Source organism: Cupriavidus neocaledonicus (genome assembly GCF_000372525.1).
GTDB classification, from domain to species: domain Bacteria; phylum Pseudomonadota; class Gammaproteobacteria; order Burkholderiales; family Burkholderiaceae; genus Cupriavidus; species Cupriavidus neocaledonicus.
The window spans coordinates 571,093-589,426 of record NZ_AQUR01000107.1 but is presented as its reverse complement, the minus strand read 5'-3'; the positions used below and the strand labels follow the sequence as shown (position 1 = coordinate 589,426).

Genomic DNA, 18,334 nt, shown 5'->3' with positions numbered 1-18,334 from the left:
TCGAACAGCGGAAGATCCCGCACGCGCCGCACCACCGTCTCATGGACCTGCCGACACTTCGATCCGCATTCCTCGCAGTACATTACCTTGCTGACCGGCTTCAGGTACAGCGCCAGCGTACGGCTTTCCCCTTCTGGCCATACCACCAGATCCAGCTTGTAGCCATCCCAGCAGCCCAACGCCTGCAGCGTCTTCCGATCCAGCATCCCGTTCCCTATGACCGTCTTAACGGCCATTAGGATACGGAATGTGGCAAATCAGGCCCCGGAATTCTTCGAAGAACCTAATTTTTCAGGAGTCAGGTGTAGTGATGAAGCTCATTGGTGCAGGCGCGACATGAACGACTCGGGCAAGCCACGCTGGCGGATCGTGGCGCTGCTAGTGCTTGGCGCGGCGATTGCCACCGCCGTTGCACTGCAGACCAGGCGGTACCTCGATACGCCGTCCGATGCTGGCAAGACCGGCGATATGCGGCAGCTGCGCATCGATGCCACCGATGCGGCCAGCGTCGCGCAGGGTCGCAGGATCTACGCGCAGCAATGCGCCGCATGCCATGGCGCCAACCTGGAGGGCCAGCCCAACTGGCGCGAGCGGCTACCGAACGGCCGCATGCCGGCACCCCCGCATGATGCGTCCGGTCATACCTGGCATCATCCCGACGCCGTGCTGTTTGCGATTACCAAGAATGGGCTGGTGGCCGGCGTGACGGCTCCGGAGGGGTATGTCAGCGACATGCCGGCGTTCGGGCAGTTGCTGTCCGACGAAGACATCGTCGCCGTGCTCGCGTATATCAAAAGTACCTGGCCACGGAAAATCGCCGCGGCGCAGCGGGAAGTGACGCAGGCGCAAGGACGTTGATGGCCCGTCGGCAGTGGGACGACGGGCCGGCAGTGCGATCTTTGCTGTCGATGTGGTTGTCGACCTGCTGAGATCGACCCTCAAGAGACATACACATTGCCGATAAGCGGTCGTTGGAAGAGCTACTCGGCATCGACACTCATACAGTGACTGCGCCGAATCAGGGCACGGTTCGCGAGATGCGTTGGTGTCGTGTCCCGCCACGGTTCGAACCAGTGTTCAAGTTCGTCAGTCGCGCGCACGGGGTGGGGCTCCGTCCTCTCGTGGACCGGCACCGCTTGCTGCCCCGTCTCTTGCAGATATTTCGCAATAAGGCGCACCGTCGTTGACTTGCCTGAACCCATAATGCCCTCGACGATCACAAGCCGATGCACGGTGGAAGGCTCTGCACTGCCAGACGTCGTCGAACTTGTCATTTTCACAAACGGCTCCTTGGAAGGACACCTACGCTCGGTCGTACATGCGTGATGGCCAACAATATGCATGCGGTCGTCGAATGTCTGCTCGTGGTGCAGTTTCAACCGGTCGTTGCAACAGCTTGATGGAAGCGTTCAGCCGGTGTATAGAAGTTTAGTGTCTTGCGCGGGCGTTCGTTGAGCAGCGTTGCGATGGCGTTGAGGCTTGGCTTGCGAATAGACCGAGAGATCGGTTCCTTTCGGAAGGTACTGTCTCAAGAGCCCGTTCGTATTTTCGTTCGTGCCGCGTTGCCAAGGATTCTCTTCGCCCGCTCGTCTGCAAGTGCCATGCGCCAGGTCGGGAAAATCTGTGGGAGATTGCCTCGGATGACAAGGATAACAAGGCGGTAGCCCCAGACATGCCTGTGTGGGGCTACCGGCGTCGACGCGACGACAAGAAGGGATCACAGCGGCCTGGGGGAATAGAGCGCGCTTTGAAATTCGGGCACGTACTCGTACTTGACCATCTTGCCAAGGTCCAGGGACTTGATGAACGTTGATAGACTTCCTTCAGTCAGAATGAGGCTTACAGCCTCCGAACTTGTGCTGGAGGCATGACTAAGTTGACGGGAAGTTGCATGGCCCGTGGTCAATTTCCCTTGCTGATCAATGTTGGTAAAGCTATTGGTCACCATGGATACCTTGCTCGAAAGATTGGCCAGCTTCTTGGTTTCCAGTGTGACATCGATTTTGCCCGTCTGGCTGTCAAGGATCTCGACCACAATCGAATTGTCGGTCTCGTGGTAGTTGATGCCCGTCAGCCATTTCGGCAGGTTGTAGCCAATCACACCTCGTACTCTGGCGAGCTCAGTATTGACCGGGAGCTTAAGGACGTAGCCCCAGAAGTCGTTCGACATCGCCTGACTCATCAAGGTGAGCGGTCCAAAACTGGAGCTGCCTGGCCGATTCGTGATGACGGAGAGACCAATCTCGTTGTAGCTGTCGTTGTCGCAATAGTCATAGGCGTAGGCAGTGAGCGCGACAAGGCCTCTGCCCGGCCAGACCTGGAGCGGTTGAACCTTCTCCAGGACTTGGGCAGGCATCAATTCCCTAAGCTTGTTCAAGTCCGCGGTGAAGATCACCGTCACCCTGCTGTTCTTGTAGTAGAAGTTTGGCGAATAGGATTCAAAGCCAATATCCACCTTCTCTTTCTTGAGCCCCTTGAACCAACTCAAGTCAACGTCCGGAGCTTCCGATGCAATGACGGAAAGGGGAGGGTTGGAGCGATAGCGGTCATACAGCCCGCCCTTAACCACAGGGACGTCATGGCCGGCGATGCTGATTGTTGTGCTTTCGGTTTGTCTGGTTTGCGATGGGCCATCGGCCCACGCAGGATTCAAGAGGAAACTCATAATTACCCCTGCTGTAGCTGCAAGATTGCTGATTTTCATTTTGACGATACTTTGGGTGCTTAAGTTGAGATAGGTCCGGTTCGGGGGGGGCAGCGTTGTCTGTCCGGTCAGGCATGGACGCGCTGAGCCACCCAGCGCCGGTATTGGCGGACGCGGCATGCGTTGGACACCTGCTGCAGGATCAGCGCGCGCAGCGGTGACACCCGGGGATCCGTGGCCTTGCCTCGGCTGAGCTTGCGCAGTTGAAACTTGACTGCCGCCATGTTGGCCAATGAGGCCAGCGGCTTGTTCCTCCAAATGATCGGCAGCAACGCAGGCGCACTATCTTTGCCAGCACGCCAGTCGCGCGGCAGATTGGGGTCGATGGCCAGGGCAGTACCGATGCCAACCATGTCCACGCCGCTCCTGACCACTTGCTCGGCCACCGGCCGACGGCGGATGCCGCCAGTGACCATCACTGGCATCTTCGCCACCGCGCGGATGTCGCGGGCGAACTCCAAAAAGTAGGCCTCGCGGGCGAGCGTGCTGCCGTCGCGGGCTTCACCCTGCATGGCGGGAGCCTCATAGCTCCCTCCCGACAACTCGACCAGGTCGACGGCAAGCTCGTTGAGAATCTTCACAACCTGGCGGGCGTCATCCGTGGTGAAGCCGCCACGCTGGAAGTCGGCAGAGTTCAGCTTGACGGCAACTGCGAATCCGGGCGAAACCACGGCGCGTACGGCCTTGACGATCTCAAAGAGCAGGCGAGCGCGGTTCTCCAGCGGGCCACCCCACGCATCTGTTCTTTGGTTGCTCAACGGCGAGAGGAATTGGCTCAGCAGGTAGCCGTGCGCCGCGTGAATTTCGACGCCTGTGAAACCTGCCTGTTCCCCCAGTTGCGCCGTACGGGCAAAGCGCTGGATCACGTCCTCGATGACTTCCTGGGTCATCGCCCGCGGCGTGCTGAAGTGCCGGGACATGTTTCCCAGGTTCATTGATACGGCGGAGGGAGCCCACGTGGGCTGGCCGAGATTGGCAGGCATCTGGCGACCGGGGTGATTGATCTGCAGCCAGAACTGCGCTCCCTTGGACCGGCCCGCCTGTGCCCAGCGCTTGAACCTGTCCAGGTGCCTGGTGTCTTCCAGCACAACGCCGCCAGGGCCGGTCATGGCGCGGCTGTCCACCATCACATTACCGGTTATCAGCAGGCCTGCACCGCCCTCTGCCCAGGCCTTGTACAGACGCATCAGTGCCTCGGAGGGCGCGTGGTCAGCGTCCGCCATGTTCTCTTCCATGGCGGCTTTGGCGATGCGGTTTGGGACGGTTGAACCGTTGCGCAGGATCAGCTTGTCGAAAACGTTCATGGACTCACCTCGTCTGTGTTGGTCAGACTTTAAGGTTGAAGTCAACTTCAAGGTCAATGACTTTTTTGAGGTGATGCTTGCGCGTTGCCATGCATAGCGGCGAGATCTGCGCCGAATGGCGCGCCCGTGCGACGACCTCGGGCAGAGGCTCCCGGTTTGCAATGACGGTTCCCGTCACATAAAAAAGCCCGCCACGAAACTCGTGGCGGGCAGGACTGCATTTTTTCGCGGCATTGCGCTTGAGCGTCTTGGATGGCTTCGCGCTCATCAGGAGCCAGAAGCTGTACTTCCGGCTACCGCGGCTGTTAGCCGCGCACGAACGCGAGCAGATCCGCGTTGATCGTTTCAGCGTTGGAAGTGGGCATTCCGTGCGGGAAACCCGGATAGGTCTTCAGGGTGCCGTTCCTGAGCAGCTTCGCCGACAGCGGGCCCGAGTCCGCGTAAGGGACGATCTGATCGTCGTCGCCATGCATCACCAGAACGGGAATCGTGGCGCTCTTGAGGTCTTCGGTGAAGTCGGTCTGCGAGAAGGCAACGATGCCGTCATGGTGAGCCTTGGCGCTACCCATCATTCCCTGCCGCCACCAGTTCCAGATGACGCCTTCCGACGGCTTTGCGTTGGGGCGGTTATAGCCGTAGAAGGGGCCCGCGGCAATGTCGTAATAGAATTGCGCACGGTTTGCCGCGACTTGCGCCTGGAAGTTGTCGAACACCTCCTTGGGCAGGCCGCCCGGATTCTTCTCGGTCTTCACCATGATCGGCGGGACGGCGCTGATGAGTACCGCCTTGGATACGCGGTCTTCCCCATGGCGGGCGACGTAGTGGATGACCTCGCCGCCGCCCGTGGAATGGCCGACATGGACAGCCTTCTGCAGGCCGAGGTGGTTCACGACCGCCGCCACATCATCCGCATAATGGTCCATGTCATGGCCGTCCCAGACCTGAGTGGATCGCCCATGGCCCCGGCGATCATGCGCGACGACCCGATAGCCTTGCGCGAGAAAGAAGAGCATCTGGGCATCCCAGTCGTCAGCGCTGAGCGGCCAGCCGTGATGAAAAAAAATCACCTGTGCGTCCCGTGGCCCCCAGTCTTTGTAAAAGATCTCAACGCCATCCTTCGTTGTCACGTATCCCATTTCGCTTCTCCTGTGTCGTGCATAAGCCTTCAATCGGCGATGTGCGCGCTGATATTTGCCGCGCGGCGGTCGAGTCCTGGTCATTTCCAGGCAGGCAGATGAGGGGAGGGAATGTGGCCCGGGACACCGTGCCAGCCAGGCAGGCCTCCCTTGCCCGGGCCAGGATTCACTGTAGGATTAAAGTGAACCTTAATGTCAATGTTTTCTTAGGTGCTGTATGAGAATTGGAGAACTGGCCAAGCTCAGCGGTCTGACGGCCTCCCGCATTCGCTTTTACGAGGCCGCCGGACTGATCCTGGCGGTCGAGCGCCAGTCGAATGGCTATCGCGACTACCGGCCTGAGGCGGTATGGATTCTGGAAATCATCGCCAGCGCGCAGAGTGCCGGGTTCTCGCTCGATCAGATCCGCCATCTGCTACCGATCGGTTCGGGGAACTGGCAGCACGATGAGTTGCTGGATGCTCTCAAGCGGAAAGTTGCCGAAATCGAGGACATGCAAAAGCGCCTCAAACAAAACAAGGCCCATCTGCTTGCCGCCATCCGCAACATCGAAAACCGGCCCGAGGATATGACCTGCTCTGCCAGGACGAAGTGGGTACTGGACCGCCTCCGCGAAGAAGGGGCCGTCGTGCCAGCCCGGGATAAGACCCGTCGCCGTGCGGCGAGCTGATCCCGGAGAGTCGGGAGTGAGTCCCTCCTGGACTATCCGCATTGATGCTTGACATTCAAGTTAAGTTCAACCTTAAAGTGCGGGCTGCCGGCTGTCAGGGGCAATCATCGAGACTACCGAGTGCGAGCCAGACAAGGCTCGTGTTCCCGGGTGGCTGTGGATATTTGTGGGCGTGCTGATGCAAGCCCTGCCGCTATGAATATCGGTGGAGTTAACAGATGAATCTGCACGTCAACAACCAAGCGGTCAGCGTTGAGTGTGACCCAGCCACCCCCTTGCTGTGGGTGCTGCGGGACCACCTGAACCTGACAGGCACGAAGTTCGGCTGCGGCGTCGCGGCTTGCGGCGCGTGTACCGTGCATCTGGATGGTGCGGCGGTGCGGTCCTGCGTCCTGCCCGTGGCGGCGGTGGACGGCAAGCGCATCACCACGATCGAAGGGCTGGGCAGCGCGCCGGGCAAGCGCCACCCGCTGCAGCAGGCCTGGATTGACGAACAGGTGCCGCAATGCGGCTACTGCCAGTCGGGCATGCTGATGGCGGCGGCGGACCTCCTGGCACGGCAGCCAGACCCTAGTGATTCCGACATCGACGCGGCCATCACCAACCTGTGCCGCTGCGGCACATATCCGCGCGTGCGCACCGCCATCAAGCGTGCGGCGAAGGCGCTGCGGGAGCGCCGCGCATGAACGCCAACGCAACGACCCCGAGCCGCGGACGGCGCCGATTCCTGCTGGGGGCGCTCGGCCTTGGCGGCGCGCTGGTGGTGGGCTGGGGCGTGATGCCCCCGCGCAGCCGGCTTGGCGGTCCCGCGGTATTTCCTGAAAAGTCCGGCCAGATTGCCCTGAACGGCTGGATCAAGATCACCCCGGAAGGCAACGTCATCCTCGCCATGCCGCGGGTGGAGATGGGACAGGGCATCCACACCGCGCTGTCGATGCTGGCCGCCGAGGAACTCGATATGCCGCTGACGCGGGTGAGCATCGAGTCGTCACCCATCGAGCGGATCTATGGCAACGTTGTTACCCTGGGCGACAGCTCGCTGCCGCTGCATCCGGACGATGCCGACAAGACCTGGGCGCGCGCACTGCACTGGATCATGGCCAAGAGCGCGCGAGAGATCGGCCTCATCATCACCGGCGCCAGCAGCAGCATGGCGGACGGCTGGCAGCCAGTGCGCGAGGCCGCCGCGACCGCGCGCGCTACCTTGGTGGAAGCTGCTGCGCGCGAATGGGGCGTGCAGGCGGCGCAGGTGACGGTGCGGGAAGGCCAGTTGATTGGTCCGGGCGGCAAGCAGATGCCTTTCTCCGCGGTCGCGCGGAAGGCGCGCGACATTGCGCCGCCATCGAGCGTCACGCTCAAACCGGCTGCGCAATATCAACTGATTGGCAAGCCTGCACCGCGCAATGACATCGCCGCCAAGACGGATGGCAGCGCACGCTTTGCCATTGATGCGCGGCCGCCCGGCATGTTGTATGCGGCGGTCGTCATGTGTCCGGTGATTGGCGGCAAGCTCAAGACCTTCCAGTCGAAGGCGGCGCTTGCCATGCCCGGCGTGCGGTATGTCGTGCCGTTCGAGGGATCGACGGGTGGCGCACCGGGCGTGGCCGTGGTGGCAGACCACTACTGGCAGGCACGCCAGGCCCTGGAAAAGCTCGAACCGGTCTGGGACAACGGGCCGCATGCCTCGCTCGATTCCGCGGACATCCGGCAGCAGCTCGTCGGCGCGCTCGACAGCGACAAGGGCGGTTTCACGTACCGTTCGATGGGAGATGGCCTGAAGGCCTTTGACAAGACGGGTGGAGGAACCATCGTCGAGGCCGAATACAGTGTGCCGTACCTGGCGCATGCCGCCATGGAGCCGATCAACTGCACGGCGCAGGTGACCAGGGATGGCGTGCAGCTCTGGGCGCCCACCCAGGTGGCCACGCTGGCGCAACTGGTCGCCGCGCGCGCCGCAGGTGTGAGCCGGGACCAGGTGCAGATCGACATCCCGCTCATTGGCGGCGGATTCGGACGGCGGCTGGAGTCGGATTTCATCGGCCAGGCCGTATCGATCGCCACCAGGACCGAGGGCCGCCCGGTACAGGTGACCTGGGCGCGCGAAGACGACATCCGCCACGACTTCTATCGCCCGCAGGCCATCGCACGCCTGAAGGCACGCGTCGAGAATGGCAAGGTGACGGCCATCGCCTCACGCAGCGCCGGGCAGTCGATCCTGGCCGGCGAGCTGGAGCGCCTGTTCGGCGCGCCGTCGCTCGGTATCGACCGCTATGCAGCCGAAGGCCTGTTCGACCTGCCGTATGAGATCGAGCACGAGCATATTGCGCACCTGGTGGTCGATTTGCCGGTGCCGATCGGATTCTGGCGCAGCGTCGGCCATTCCTACACGGGGTTCTTCCTGGAAGGCTTCCTGAACGACGTGGCGGCCGCTGCCAGGCTCGACCCGCTGGCGATGCGGCGGGACTTGCTCAAGGCGCATCCGCGTGAACTGAAGGTGCTCGACACCGCAGCGCAGGCGGCAGGCTGGAACCGGCCGCTGGCACCCGCCGCGGACGGCGCACCGCGTGCGCGCGGGCTTGCGCTGCACAACTCGTTCGGCTCGGTGGTGGCACAGGTGGCAGAGGTCTCGCTCGAGGACGGAAAGCCGCGGGTGCATCGCGTCATCTGCGCTGTGGACTGCGGCACGGTGGTCAATCCGGATATCGTTGCGCAGCAGATGGAAAGCGGAATTATCTTCGGGCTGACCGCGGCGCTGTACAGCCAGATTCAGATCAAGGACGGGCGGATCGTGCAGACCAACTTCCCTGACTATCCGATGATGACGATGGCGCAGACACCGGTAATCGAAACCCACCTCGTGCCCAGCACGGCGGAGCCCAGCGGCGTCGGTGAAATTGCCGTGCCGCCGATCGCGCCGGCCGTGGCTCATGCCGTCGCCCAGCTTACCGGCAAGCCGGTGCGGCAACTTCCAATGGTGTAAGCCAGCAGGCTCCTGCCAGAGTCCGCTTACCGACCTGCTTCGGCCGCCCGACGGCGTAAGGGTGGCTGGCCGAAACTGGCCGGCTACGGCCGTTGCGATGCTCCATCGTGGGGACGTCAACTGGCTCACGGGTGCGTAATTCCTGGATCGGGCAAGGCGGAATAGGTTGCGATAATGCTCCGCCCATGGCGTTGTCAGCGAAATGCCGCGCGATGGCACGCCGCTGGCTGCTGCACTGAACGTTGATCTGGGCGTCGTGGCTTTGCTTTCACAAAGCCTTCGTCCAGCGCTCGATGCGTGCAGCGGCTCCTCTAAAGCTCCCTCGGTCGGCAATTCATCGACGCACCGGATCGCTGTGCGCGGCAAGACAAGCCATGCTGTATCAGGGCCATACAGTAGGCGCGATCCTTGTCACGATCCCATTACTAGATCACTTGTAAGGCCATGTCGCGTTGTAATGGGGGATGAACTCAGCTGGACCTTACTCCGCCGAAATCTTCGCCCGCTTGACCACCTCGCCATAGCGCTGCAGCCTGTCAGCCATCATGCGCTCGAATGCGGCCGGCGCCATGTCTTCCGGCGGCACGACGCCGCGTGAGCGCAGCGTGGCCTGCATGGTGGGATCCGTGGCGGCCTTGCGCACGGCCTGGTAAATCTTCTGCACCACCGGCTGAGGCGTTCCGGCCGGTGCCGCGATGCCGGTCCACGAGCTCAGGTTCAGTTCCGGATGGCCGAGCTCGGCCAGCGTAGGCACGTCGGGCAGTTGTTCGAGCCGTTGTTCCGAGGCGACCGCCAGGGCGCGTACCTTTCCGTCCTTGATGTGCGGAAGCATGATGACTACGTTATCGAGGATGAACTGCACCTCGTTGCTCAGCACCGCGGTGATCAGTTGCGAGCCGCCGCGGTATGGGATATGCGTGGCGACAGCGCCCGTGCTCGCCTTGAACATCTCGACATTGAGCTGCCCCATGCTGCCGGCGCCGCCGCTGCCGTAGTCCAGCTTGCCAGGGTGCTTCTTCGAATAGGCAATGAACTCGGCAAAGGTGCGGACCGGGAGGCTGGCATGCACGACCAGCGCGTTAGGCTGGCGACCGAGAATGGCGATGTTCTCGAAGTCCTTGATCGGATCGTAGCCGATTCGCGGCTGCGTCAGCGGATTGGCAAGGTGGCTGCTTTGCGACGAGACCACCAGCGTATAGCCGTCTGGCTTGCTGCGGGCGACGGCTTGCGTCGCGACAGAGCCGCCGGCGCCGGGACGGTTGTCGACAACGACCGGCACGCCGAGAATGCGCGACAGCGGCTCCGAGTACTGCCGCGCCATGATGTCCACCGAACCGCCAGGCGGGAATGGAACCACCAGCGTGATGGGCCGGGCGGGCCAGCTGTCCTGCGCCATGGCGCCAATTGGCGCCGCGGCGGCAATGGCGGCGGCACTCAGGACAAAAGCAACGATGCGACGGCGGGAGATGGGCAGGTTCTGCATGATGGCAAAGGATGGTATGGGTCAGGGATTCCGGCGATGGTTGCACATGCCGCTCATTGCAGGCCCAGGATGGCGAGCGCCAGGGCCTGCGCCCGCGGCACGAAGGTGGAAAGCTCGCAATACTCGCGCTCGGTATGGGGGTGGCCGCCCACCGGGCCGGTGCCGCACAGCGTAGGGGTGCCGACGGAGCTGGTGAGGCCGCTGTCGGCGGCGCCGCCCGTGAACTCGCCGTCGACCGCAAAGCCAACTCGCTCGGCGCTGCGCTGGTAGAGCGCCAGCAGCGCGTCCGGCGTCGTCGCCATCGGCATGGTCCGGCGCATATCGGTGATGCTGCCGCGCGTACGAGGAACCGATTCCGCTTCGATGATCTCGCGGATGCGGCCATACAGCGCCTCCATATCGGTCTCGGCGGTGAAGCGCACGTCGAGCTGCGCCTTCGCGTGCGGCGCCACCATATTCGGCACGATCCCGCCCTGCACGCAACCGACATTGGTCGTGACGCCTGATGCGGCATCGGTCAGCGCGTGCAGGGCCAGGACCTTGCGCGCCAACGCGTCGATGGCGCTGGCACCATGGGCGTGATTGATGCCCGAATGCGCGGCCACGCCCTCGACCTCGAATTCGACCACCATCGAGCCTTTGCGGCCCGTCACGAGATTTCCGCTGACGCGGCCCGGCTCGGCATTGAAGACCGCGCGCACTTCCCGTGCGACCGTCATGATGCGGTCGCGCGTGGCGGGCGATCCGATCTCCTCGTCGCACGAGAAGAACAGCCGTACCGGAGGCGCGTTCCGGCCCAGCCGCGCGAGCGCTTCGGCAACGAACACATTGAGCACCAGGCCGGACTTCATGTCGGCCACGCCAGGGCCATAGGCACGCCCGTCTTCAACGCGGAACGGGCGCCTGGCGGCCGTACCCACGGGAAACACCGTATCCATATGCCCCATCAACAGGACCGGAAGGCCGTCACCAGAACCCGGCACCTTTGCGTCCAGGCAAACGCCGTATCCGGGGACGGTATGGAAGCGCACAGCAATGCCGGCCGCTGCCAGATGGGCGCCAAGCGTCTCGGCCACGGCTTGCACGCCGGCTTCATGGCGGCTGCTGCTGTCGATATCGACGATTTGGTGCAGCAAATCCTGCATCGCCTGATTCTGGCTTTGCAGCCAGTCGAGCAGCGCATCGGTGCCGTGCGCGACGTCTTCAACTTGCATGAGTTTCCTTTTTCCGGCCACGAGCGACGATGGATTGTGGTGGAACGTCTATGAAATGAGAATTGCAATGGTGATACAATCATGCAATGCGTATTGCACGGTGTCAACATGACAACTACTCGCAACGAATCTCACGCGCATGGCGACACGCTGCTCGACCGGCTGGCGCGTGAAGCCGCCACGCTGACGGCACGCGAGCGCGAACTGGCCGATGCCCTGACCCGAGGCTATCCGCATGTGCTGCTGGAATCGGCAACCTCACTGGCCGCGCAGCACGGCACCAGTGCGTCGACGGTGGTGAGGTTGTTTGCCAAGCTCGGCTATGCAAGCTATGCAGAGGCGCAGCGTGAGGCACGGGCCAACGTAACGGCCACGTTGCCGACTGCGGGCCAGCGCGCGCCAGCGCTGATTGGCGGCAAGCGCAGCCTGCGCGCCTGCCTCGACGACGCCTTCATGCACGACCAGCACAACCTGACGGCGACGCACGAATCTCTGGACTTCGCCGCCTTTGAGGCGATCGCGCGGCTGTTGGCCGGCGGAAAAGGGCGGGTGTTTATCCTCGCCCAAAAGAACAGCGCTCCGGTCAGTGCCTGGTTGGCCCTGCATCTGAACATGTGCCGGCCGAACGTGCAGGAACTGGGCGCGGGCGCCGTGACTGCCACCGACGCCATGCTATGGGTCGAGCCAGAAGACGTGTTGCTGACGTTCAGCATTCGCCGCTATTCCAGTGCGCCGGTCACCATCGCCCGGACATTTCGCGAGGCTGGCGCCCGTGTCGTGGCCATTTGCGACAGCCCTGCCGCGCCGCTCGTGCCGCTGGCAAACCACCATCTGCTGGTGCGCACCGCCAATGCGTCGCCGTTCGATTCCTACACGGCGTCGTTTTTCCTGTGCAATGCGCTGGTGTCGGCAGTCGCGCAACTGCGCCAGCCGGCCGTTATCGAAGCCCTGCAACGCCGCGATGCGCTGTGGCAAGCATTTGAAACGGATCCGGTAGAGGGATTGCGCAAGAAGTAATGTGCCGCGGTGGAACCGTTGAGGCTCGCTGATGGGGCCGCCACGGCGGATGAGGGCGGGCTGGTCTCGGCCCTCCGTCTATCGGGACGCGGCCTTGCCGCGTCAAAGGCAACTGCCGACCCGCCTCGGCCCTTCGGTGCCGCGTCGTCTCGATGACGGATTTCGAGGCTTAAGCAGTCATCCATAAATCCCTTGAGGCGGGCTTGCCCGACGTCAATCGCTCTCGATGGCATCACGCCAGCACCGCCTCCACGGGACGGCGGGGCGAAAATGGTAGTGTCGACCCGTAGCCGAAGCGCAGGACGATATCCGGCCGCCGGCAGGCCTCGCCAACGAGGCCTGCCAGTTCTTGGCGAAAGCGCGTGACCTCGACAGGTTGATTGATGAAGGCGACCTTGATCCCAAGGGTCGTCGCCGTGAGCGCGAAGCGCTGACAGGCCTGACCGACCTTGAACCAATGCGCTGTATCTTCCCGATCGCCGACAAACACGGCGATACCGGCTGACGAATCGATCTGGCGGGCGTATTTGTCCTGCTCGGTCTGGGCGTTGAAAAAGCGTTTGAACGCGAAGCGGCCGAGAGCGCTCGGCAGCACGGGATTTCCGCTCGCAGCGGAGAACAGCCCGTCCCCCGTCGCCATGGCGCTGCGCGGATTGAAGCGGATCCACTGCTCCAGTTCGATCATGAAGGCAAGATCCGCCATTTGAACGCCGTTTGCCGCTACGACCAGATCTTTGACCTTGTTGACCCGCGTCCGGTCGGTGATGAGTATCAAGCGGACGCCGGGCATGGCGGCCGCGTGTTCGAGTAACGAAAGGTCGGCGACGGGAATTGGACGTCGGTCATATTCGGTGCGGGTCGATTGCCGCTTGGTAATCGCAGCATAAAGCGGACTCGTCCTCATTGATCCGCTTGCGAATGCATAACGTGCGCTGTCTCCGTCCGGATCCATCTGGATCTCACCAGGCCGCCCCGTCGCCGCAGCCGCGATGGCGAGGTTTTCCGCAGCGCATCCCAGGCTCACGAAGAGATGGTGATCTTCAGGATCGACAGCCGGTGTGCGCCGCGAGAAGTCCGGAAGAATGTCGATGAGCCCGTCGCCGACGCGAAACCGCCAGGGCTGCGTATTGTGGCTGTTGGCGGCGAGTGTCGCATAGCGCAGGAGGCCGCGGATGTCCGCCGGCAGTGTCAGACCGGCGCGCAGGCCGTATGCATAGGCTTCGTAGTCGACCATTGAACCCACGGTCGACATCCAGGCCGTGGCGCCGCCCGCCGCCATTAAGGCGCCGCCGCTAGCGCCGACGATGAAATTCCGCCTGTTCATGAAAATGTGGCCGCGGCTTCGTGACCCATGGGATCCGAAATGTAGCGCCGCTGTTCCTGCGCTCGGACAACGGCCTCGAGTTCCTTAATCTCGCCGCCTTGTAGTGAATCGCCAAAGCGGCATCGAGTCGCATGGACGAGGTTCACCTCAATCGAATCTTTGCCAGATGAAGTTGCACTCCTTGGCGCCATCCGAAATGCGACGTCCGGGCCCACCACGGCTAAAGACCGCGTGGACGTACGAAGTGGTCCCGACGCAGGCCAGCCGTGCGGCGGATGAAGGGTGAGCGCGCCCATGACCCCTCCTTTCGCCAGTGATAGCTACTGGCGATTCTAGGACTCGGCGCGATCGAACCGTTGATGTATATCAAGCCAGTGGGGAGACCGGTGAAGCAAGGCGCGTTGTCGCGAATCGAGTGGCCGCTTGCTGTTGCGCAGCCGTCGCCTGAGCGTCCGGAGATTTGTGCCGACGAATGACCGTTCATGCCCGAAAGAGGTCAAGCAACAAGACAGGCCATTAGCACCCTGCGGCTAAGGGTGCCGGTTCACTACTGTCGCTGCTGCCAGCATTTCGCGTACGCCTGGCCGGTCCGCGGGCGAAGCTAGTCCAATGCCAACCGATAGTTCCTCGCCCTCGACCAGCGACCTGTAGGCGACGCCAGCGCGCTTCAAAGCGCTGAACGATTCTGGCAGCAGGGCTATACCCCGCCCATTCGCCACATCACCCAGTAGAACATGATGATCCGCTGGCTCCCTCAGTTTTGACGGAGCGAACCCATGACGGGAGAAAACCCTTTGGCAGTGGTCGTAGAACGCGGGTTGTCGCGCACGCTCGAACCAGAGGACCTTTTCACGTGCCAGGTCCGCGAGACCAACTGTTCTGCGCTTTGCCAGATGATGCGTCGAAGGTATCGCGACGATCATCGGCAGTCGGTCGAATTCTTGGACATCCAGCCCGTCCGCGTTTGTCGGCAGCGCTATGAAGGCTGCGTCCAGCTTGCCAGCGCGAAGCTGACGTATGAGCCGCGGCGATGTATCGGAGAAAGTCGACACGACCGTTCCGGGATGAGCGGCTTGCACCCGGTGTGCCAGCCCGCTGAACCAGACCGGCTCCACGGCGCTGGTCAGCCCGAGGCGAAGGCTGACCGGCAAGCCTGGGGTCACGAGCGCCGCTTCGGCATCGCGAAGCAATTTGGCAATTTTGCGTGCATAAGGGAGCAGCTTCTCTCCAGCCGTGGTGAGCGTCACGCCCTTCGTGTTACGGTCAAACAGCCGGGTTCCCAACCGCTCCTCGAGTTCTCGAATCGCCCGACTCAGTGGCGGTTGAGAAAGATGCAGCGTCTCTGCCGCCTGGCGGAAGCTCAGCGCATCCGCAACGGCAAGGAAGAGCAAGAGGGAGCGGGAGTCGAGGCGATTGGACATATCAAAAAGGTATCACGAATTCGGTCATTCCGCATGTCCGAGACTGGTTCTACAGTTGACGAACAAACACTTCTGGAGAACTTCATGAAGCTTGCTCACCCTGCTGCCCCAGGCCGTATTGTTCGGCGACATCGCGAAGGAGGTGGACAATGAGCGCTGAACGTTACGAGCGCGGCGCACAGATGCTGGCTGCCGTGGATGGCGTGGCCGGTCTCGAGGTGGTCGAAGCGCTGGCAAAATCGTTTCCGGACTTTGCGCGCTACGTGGTTGAGTTCCCGTTCGGCGACATCTACACGCGGGAAGGGCTTGGCCTGCGCGAACGGGAACTGGCAACAGTGGCGGCACTATGCGCACTTGGGAATGCATTGCCCCAACTTCGTGTGCATGTACACGCCGCATTGCACGTCGGCTGCAAACCAGGGGAGGTGGTGGAAGTTGTGATGCAGATGGCGGTCTATGCGGGATTCCCGGCGGCGTTGAACGGATTGTCCGTCGTACGCGAGGTGTTCGCAGAGACTGGGATACAGCTACCACTGGAGTGAGGTCGCGGGGCCGAAGGAATCGTTGCGGCATTTGGGCACTGTATGAGGTCCTTCACGGACCAGGAAAGATGGCCAGCTATCGCTGGCCATCTTTCTTATCCATGCCACCCCATCACTGCAGGCTCTGCAGCTACTGCGCGTACACCTTCATGTATGTTGCGTTTGAGAAGCCAGCGGCATGGCCAGAGTGGGAAACCCACTTCACCAGGCGGCCGATTTCCGGAGACCACCAGGCGGTGATCGTTTCCGAGTACGTGGCGGTACCGAGGTTGCCGTTCGGCAATTGAGTGTCGTTCGAGTTCGTGTACGTGATCACGTCGTTGACGCGCAGCGCGTTGAACGTGCCGGCGGCCGTCGTGATGGGCTCGTAGCCTGCAACATTGGCCTGGACGCTACCTGTTTCATGATAGCCGGCCACGCAACGGAAATTCCACGTATCGTGGTGGCGGGCGACATGGGAGATTGGACGAATGCACGGCCTTTCCATTCCTTGGATCGGCAGGCGTTCTTACACTGCGCGCGCGTAGTGGCTGGGTGGCTGCCCGACATGCCTGGTGAATGCCACGCTGAACGCACTGGTCGAGCCGTAGCCGATCCGTTCGGCTATCTCCGAAACGGACAATCCATCACGACGCAGGAGTTCCTTCGCGATTTCCATACGCCACGAGAGCAGATACTCCATCGGCGCGACCCCCACTGTTCGCGTGAATCGCTCAAAGAAGCTGGATCGCGATAACGCAGCGATCTTGGCAAGTTGGGCAACCGACCAGCTCCGGTCAATATGCGCATGCATCTGCTTCAACGCGGCCGCCAATCGCTCGTCACCCAAACCACGGAGCAGGCCTGGTGGGGCGCTTCCCGACGTGGTTGAACGCATGGCCTCGACCAGCAGCATTTCGACCAGCCGGGAGCACATGAACTCGTTGCCTGGTTTCTCATCCGCGGACTCCTCGCCCACCATCTGCACCAGCTGCGACAGCCGCGTCGAACCTTGCAAGTGCACCACTTCGGGCAGCAGCGACACCAGCAGACCCGGATCGGCGCAGTCGAACAAGAACGAACCACCCAATGAGCGCATATCGGGTTGGCCTGTCTGCTCGCCATACCGCAATTCGCCCCGCGCCTCCCGCACTTGGTTGGGGTCCATGTAGGCCGGGGGCACTGGGGCGAAGCTGGATATCGTAAAGCCCGGCGTGGTGGGGAGCAGCACGAAACTCCGGCGCGGAGCGTCGTCGGCTCGTGTCCATCCACGGCCAGCCGACAACTGCCTTCCAGCATGATGCAGAAGCTGGGCTTGCCGAACTCGGAGTAGCGCACCGCCCAATTGCCCTTGCCGCTGATCAGGTTGGCGAACACGGCCTGCGGATGCAGCAGTCGGACAATTTCGGAGAGAGGGTCACTCATTTGGACGTTTGCAAAAAGAAAGCGGATTATTTGATATCGACGATCCGGCTAGCGTTCACTATCGTTCCCTCCGTGTCAATCACCCCCTCGGAGCACGAATTGAAGACTGTACTGATCACTGGCTCATCGTCCGGCTATGGCCTGGAAACCGCCCGTCACTTCCTCGCAAACGGCTGGAAGGTCATCGCTACCATGCGGACCCCCCGGTCGGACCTGCTTCCAGCCTCGGACAACCTGCACGTCTTGCGGCTGGATGTCACGCAGCCCGAGAGCATCGACCGGGCCTTGGAGGCCGCTGGCCCCATCGATGTACTGGTGAACAATGCCGGCATCGGCCTGTTCGGTGCGTTTGAAGCCACCCCCATGTCCACGGTGCGGGAGATTTTCGAGACCAACACGTTCGGCGTCATGGCGATGTGCCAGGCGGTGATCCCACAGTTCCGCGAACGCCGAGCCGGCACGATCGTCAATGTCACGTCCAGCGCGACGCTGGCCCCGTTCCCGTTGGTGGCCGTCTACACGGCCAGCAAGACCGCCATCCAAGGCTTCACGGCATCGCTGGAGCATGAACTCCAGGCGCTCGGCGTGCGGGTCAAGCTGGTCGAGCCCGGCTACGGACCTTCCACGAGCTTCACCGCCAACGGCCAGCAGCGCATGCAGGGCCTGATCACGAAGCCTTACGAGCCCCTCGCCCATGAAGTATTTGAGGGATTCAGCCAGCTCTCCGCGGTAACGGCTGCGACGGATGTCGCCGAAGGCGTCTGGGATGCCGCCAACGACAGCTCTGACCGGCTGCATTTCCCGGCGGGTGCCGACGCCGTTGCACTGGCGCGGGCTGTCTGACGGCGAGCGTCGCGGCGACACGCCCACTCACAGGATCTGCCCAGGGTCACGCAAATCCACGCCCCTAACATTTCGCAATCGACGTCGGTCCTCTGCCGCGTCGAGGCAATCGAGCGCGTCCGTCTACGCCCGCGCGGGTCCGGCTACATCGACCGCGCTAAATCCACCGAAGGCCAGGAAGTGAAGAAGGGCGATGTGCTCTACCAATCGACGGCCGTAACGACTGTGCTCAGATGAGCGACTCGCCATGGCTCTCCCTGCGATGACGAACGTCCCAGCACCATCGACTGAG

General features: G+C 62.3%; 16 protein-coding genes and 4 pseudogenes. 8 read left to right on the top strand and 12 right to left on the bottom strand.

What is annotated here, in order from left to right; genetic code table 11:
- Window positions 1-206: pseudogene (locus A3AG_RS0130870) on the bottom strand (transposase family protein); the annotation flags it as partial.
- 130 nt (window positions 207-336) lie between these two features.
- On the opposite strand from A3AG_RS0130870, the gene A3AG_RS0130865 reads away from it, so the two are divergent.
- Window positions 337-858, top strand: coding sequence for a c-type cytochrome (locus A3AG_RS0130865; RefSeq protein WP_018009129.1), 522 nt, complete (start codon window positions 337-339; stop codon window positions 856-858).
- Between the two features lie 517 nt (window positions 859-1,375).
- Here the strand turns inward: A3AG_RS0130865 and A3AG_RS33680 are convergent.
- The 5 genes and pseudogenes from A3AG_RS33680 to A3AG_RS0130850 form a co-directional block, all read right to left on the bottom strand.
- Window positions 1,376-1,574, bottom strand: a pseudogene (locus A3AG_RS33680) (transposase); the annotation flags it as partial.
- Window positions 1,575-1,717: 143 nt separating this feature from the next.
- Window positions 1,718-2,704: a hypothetical protein gene (locus tag A3AG_RS0130860; protein WP_026164591.1), complete on the bottom strand. Its 987-nt coding sequence runs from the start codon at window positions 2,702-2,704 to the stop codon at window positions 1,718-1,720.
- A gap of 68 nt (window positions 2,705-2,772) precedes the next feature.
- Window positions 2,773-4,008, bottom strand: coding sequence for an NADH:flavin oxidoreductase/NADH oxidase family protein (locus tag A3AG_RS0130855; protein ID WP_018009127.1), 1,236 nt, complete (start codon window positions 4,006-4,008; stop codon window positions 2,773-2,775).
- Window positions 4,009-4,030: 22 nt separating this feature from the next.
- Window positions 4,031-4,276, bottom strand: coding sequence for a hypothetical protein (locus A3AG_RS34160; protein WP_145987525.1), 246 nt, complete (start codon window positions 4,274-4,276; stop codon window positions 4,031-4,033).
- A 37-nt stretch (window positions 4,277-4,313) separates the two neighbouring features.
- Complete coding sequence (locus A3AG_RS0130850; protein ID WP_018009126.1) at window positions 4,314-5,144, bottom strand: alpha/beta fold hydrolase; 831 nt, start codon at window positions 5,142-5,144, stop codon at window positions 4,314-4,316.
- 217 nt (window positions 5,145-5,361) lie between these two features.
- Here A3AG_RS0130850 and A3AG_RS0130845 point away from each other — a divergent pair, with 217 nt between their 5' ends.
- From A3AG_RS0130845 to A3AG_RS0130835, 3 genes are all read left to right on the top strand, one after another.
- A complete protein-coding gene (locus A3AG_RS0130845; RefSeq protein ID WP_018009125.1) occupies window positions 5,362-5,814 on the top strand; it encodes a MerR family transcriptional regulator in 453 nt (150 codons plus the stop codon).
- Window positions 5,815-6,032: 218 nt separating this feature from the next.
- Window positions 6,033-6,500: a (2Fe-2S)-binding protein gene (locus tag A3AG_RS0130840; RefSeq protein WP_018009124.1), complete on the top strand. Its 468-nt coding sequence runs from the start codon at window positions 6,033-6,035 to the stop codon at window positions 6,498-6,500.
- Window positions 6,497-8,794, top strand: a complete 2,298-nt coding sequence (locus A3AG_RS0130835) for a xanthine dehydrogenase family protein molybdopterin-binding subunit (protein WP_018009123.1) — start codon at window positions 6,497-6,499, stop codon at window positions 8,792-8,794. Before A3AG_RS0130840 ends, A3AG_RS0130835 begins: the two co-directional genes overlap by 4 nt.
- A 481-nt stretch (window positions 8,795-9,275) precedes the next feature.
- On the opposite strand, the gene A3AG_RS0130830 is transcribed toward A3AG_RS0130835, so the two are convergent.
- Together A3AG_RS0130830 and A3AG_RS0130825 are read right to left on the bottom strand one after the other, a co-directional pair.
- Window positions 9,276-10,277 (bottom strand): Bug family tripartite tricarboxylate transporter substrate binding protein, encoded by a 1,002-nt coding sequence (locus tag A3AG_RS0130830; RefSeq protein WP_018009122.1) that lies wholly within the window; start codon window positions 10,275-10,277, stop codon window positions 9,276-9,278.
- Window positions 10,278-10,330: 53 nt separating this feature from the next.
- On the bottom strand, window positions 10,331-11,491 hold the full coding sequence (locus tag A3AG_RS0130825) for a M20 family metallopeptidase (protein ID WP_018009121.1): 1,161 nt from the start codon (window positions 11,489-11,491) through the stop codon (window positions 10,331-10,333).
- A 108-nt stretch (window positions 11,492-11,599) separates the two neighbouring features.
- Between A3AG_RS0130825 and A3AG_RS0130820 the strand changes: the two genes are divergently transcribed.
- Entirely contained in the window at window positions 11,600-12,508 is a 909-nt protein-coding gene (locus A3AG_RS0130820; RefSeq protein WP_018009120.1) for a MurR/RpiR family transcriptional regulator, read from the top strand.
- Between the two features lie 232 nt (window positions 12,509-12,740).
- Here A3AG_RS0130820 and A3AG_RS0130815 read toward each other — a convergent pair whose 3' ends face one another.
- A complete protein-coding gene (locus A3AG_RS0130815; protein WP_018009119.1) occupies window positions 12,741-13,832 on the bottom strand; it encodes an Acg family FMN-binding oxidoreductase in 1,092 nt (363 codons plus the stop codon).
- Between the two features lie 530 nt (window positions 13,833-14,362).
- Window positions 14,363-15,253 (bottom strand): LysR family transcriptional regulator, encoded by an 891-nt coding sequence (locus tag A3AG_RS0130810; protein ID WP_018009118.1) that lies wholly within the window; start codon window positions 15,251-15,253, stop codon window positions 14,363-14,365.
- A gap of 149 nt (window positions 15,254-15,402) precedes the next feature.
- Between A3AG_RS0130810 and A3AG_RS0130805 the strand changes: the two genes are divergently transcribed.
- Window positions 15,403-15,795: a carboxymuconolactone decarboxylase family protein gene (locus A3AG_RS0130805; protein WP_018009117.1), complete on the top strand. Its 393-nt coding sequence runs from the start codon at window positions 15,403-15,405 to the stop codon at window positions 15,793-15,795.
- Between the two features lie 130 nt (window positions 15,796-15,925).
- Here A3AG_RS0130805 and A3AG_RS34155 read toward each other — a convergent pair whose 3' ends face one another.
- Both A3AG_RS34155 and A3AG_RS32150 read right to left on the bottom strand, forming a co-directional pair.
- Entirely contained in the window at window positions 15,926-16,213 is a 288-nt protein-coding gene (locus A3AG_RS34155) for a hypothetical protein (RefSeq protein ID WP_116344644.1), read from the bottom strand.
- A gap of 90 nt (window positions 16,214-16,303) precedes the next feature.
- Window positions 16,304-17,199, bottom strand: a pseudogene (locus tag A3AG_RS32150) (AraC family transcriptional regulator).
- A 99-nt stretch (window positions 17,200-17,298) separates the two neighbouring features.
- Between A3AG_RS32150 and A3AG_RS0130785 the strand changes: the two are divergent.
- Window positions 17,299-18,042, top strand: coding sequence for an SDR family oxidoreductase (locus A3AG_RS0130785; protein WP_026164590.1), 744 nt, complete (start codon window positions 17,299-17,301; stop codon window positions 18,040-18,042).
- Window positions 18,043-18,108: 66 nt separating this feature from the next.
- A pseudogene (locus tag A3AG_RS34880) lies at window positions 18,109-18,246 on the top strand (efflux transporter periplasmic adaptor subunit); the annotation flags it as partial.
- Between the last annotated feature and the right edge of the window lie 88 nt (window positions 18,247-18,334).

Coding starts and splice junctions, on each gene's coding strand:
- A3AG_RS0130865 (WP_018009129.1), top strand. CDS start 337: ATGAACGACTCGGGCAAGCCACGCTGGCGGATCGTGGCGCTGCTAGTG.
- A3AG_RS0130860 (WP_026164591.1), bottom strand. CDS start 2,704: ATGAAAATCAGCAATCTTGCAGCTACAGCAGGGGTAATTATGAGTTTC.
- A3AG_RS0130855 (WP_018009127.1), bottom strand. CDS start 4,008: ATGAACGTTTTCGACAAGCTGATCCTGCGCAACGGTTCAACCGTCCCA.
- A3AG_RS34160 (WP_145987525.1), bottom strand. CDS start 4,276: ATGAGCGCGAAGCCATCCAAGACGCTCAAGCGCAATGCCGCGAAAAAA.
- A3AG_RS0130850 (WP_018009126.1), bottom strand. CDS start 5,144: ATGGGATACGTGACAACGAAGGATGGCGTTGAGATCTTTTACAAAGAC.
- A3AG_RS0130845 (WP_018009125.1), top strand. CDS start 5,362: ATGAGAATTGGAGAACTGGCCAAGCTCAGCGGTCTGACGGCCTCCCGC.
- A3AG_RS0130840 (WP_018009124.1), top strand. CDS start 6,033: ATGAATCTGCACGTCAACAACCAAGCGGTCAGCGTTGAGTGTGACCCA.
- A3AG_RS0130835 (WP_018009123.1), top strand. CDS start 6,497: ATGAACGCCAACGCAACGACCCCGAGCCGCGGACGGCGCCGATTCCTG.
- A3AG_RS0130830 (WP_018009122.1), bottom strand. CDS start 10,277: ATGCAGAACCTGCCCATCTCCCGCCGTCGCATCGTTGCTTTTGTCCTG.
- A3AG_RS0130825 (WP_018009121.1), bottom strand. CDS start 11,491: ATGCAAGTTGAAGACGTCGCGCACGGCACCGATGCGCTGCTCGACTGG.
- A3AG_RS0130820 (WP_018009120.1), top strand. CDS start 11,600: ATGACAACTACTCGCAACGAATCTCACGCGCATGGCGACACGCTGCTC.
- A3AG_RS0130815 (WP_018009119.1), bottom strand. CDS start 13,832: ATGAACAGGCGGAATTTCATCGTCGGCGCTAGCGGCGGCGCCTTAATG.
- A3AG_RS0130810 (WP_018009118.1), bottom strand. CDS start 15,253: ATGTCCAATCGCCTCGACTCCCGCTCCCTCTTGCTCTTCCTTGCCGTT.
- A3AG_RS0130805 (WP_018009117.1), top strand. CDS start 15,403: ATGAGCGCTGAACGTTACGAGCGCGGCGCACAGATGCTGGCTGCCGTG.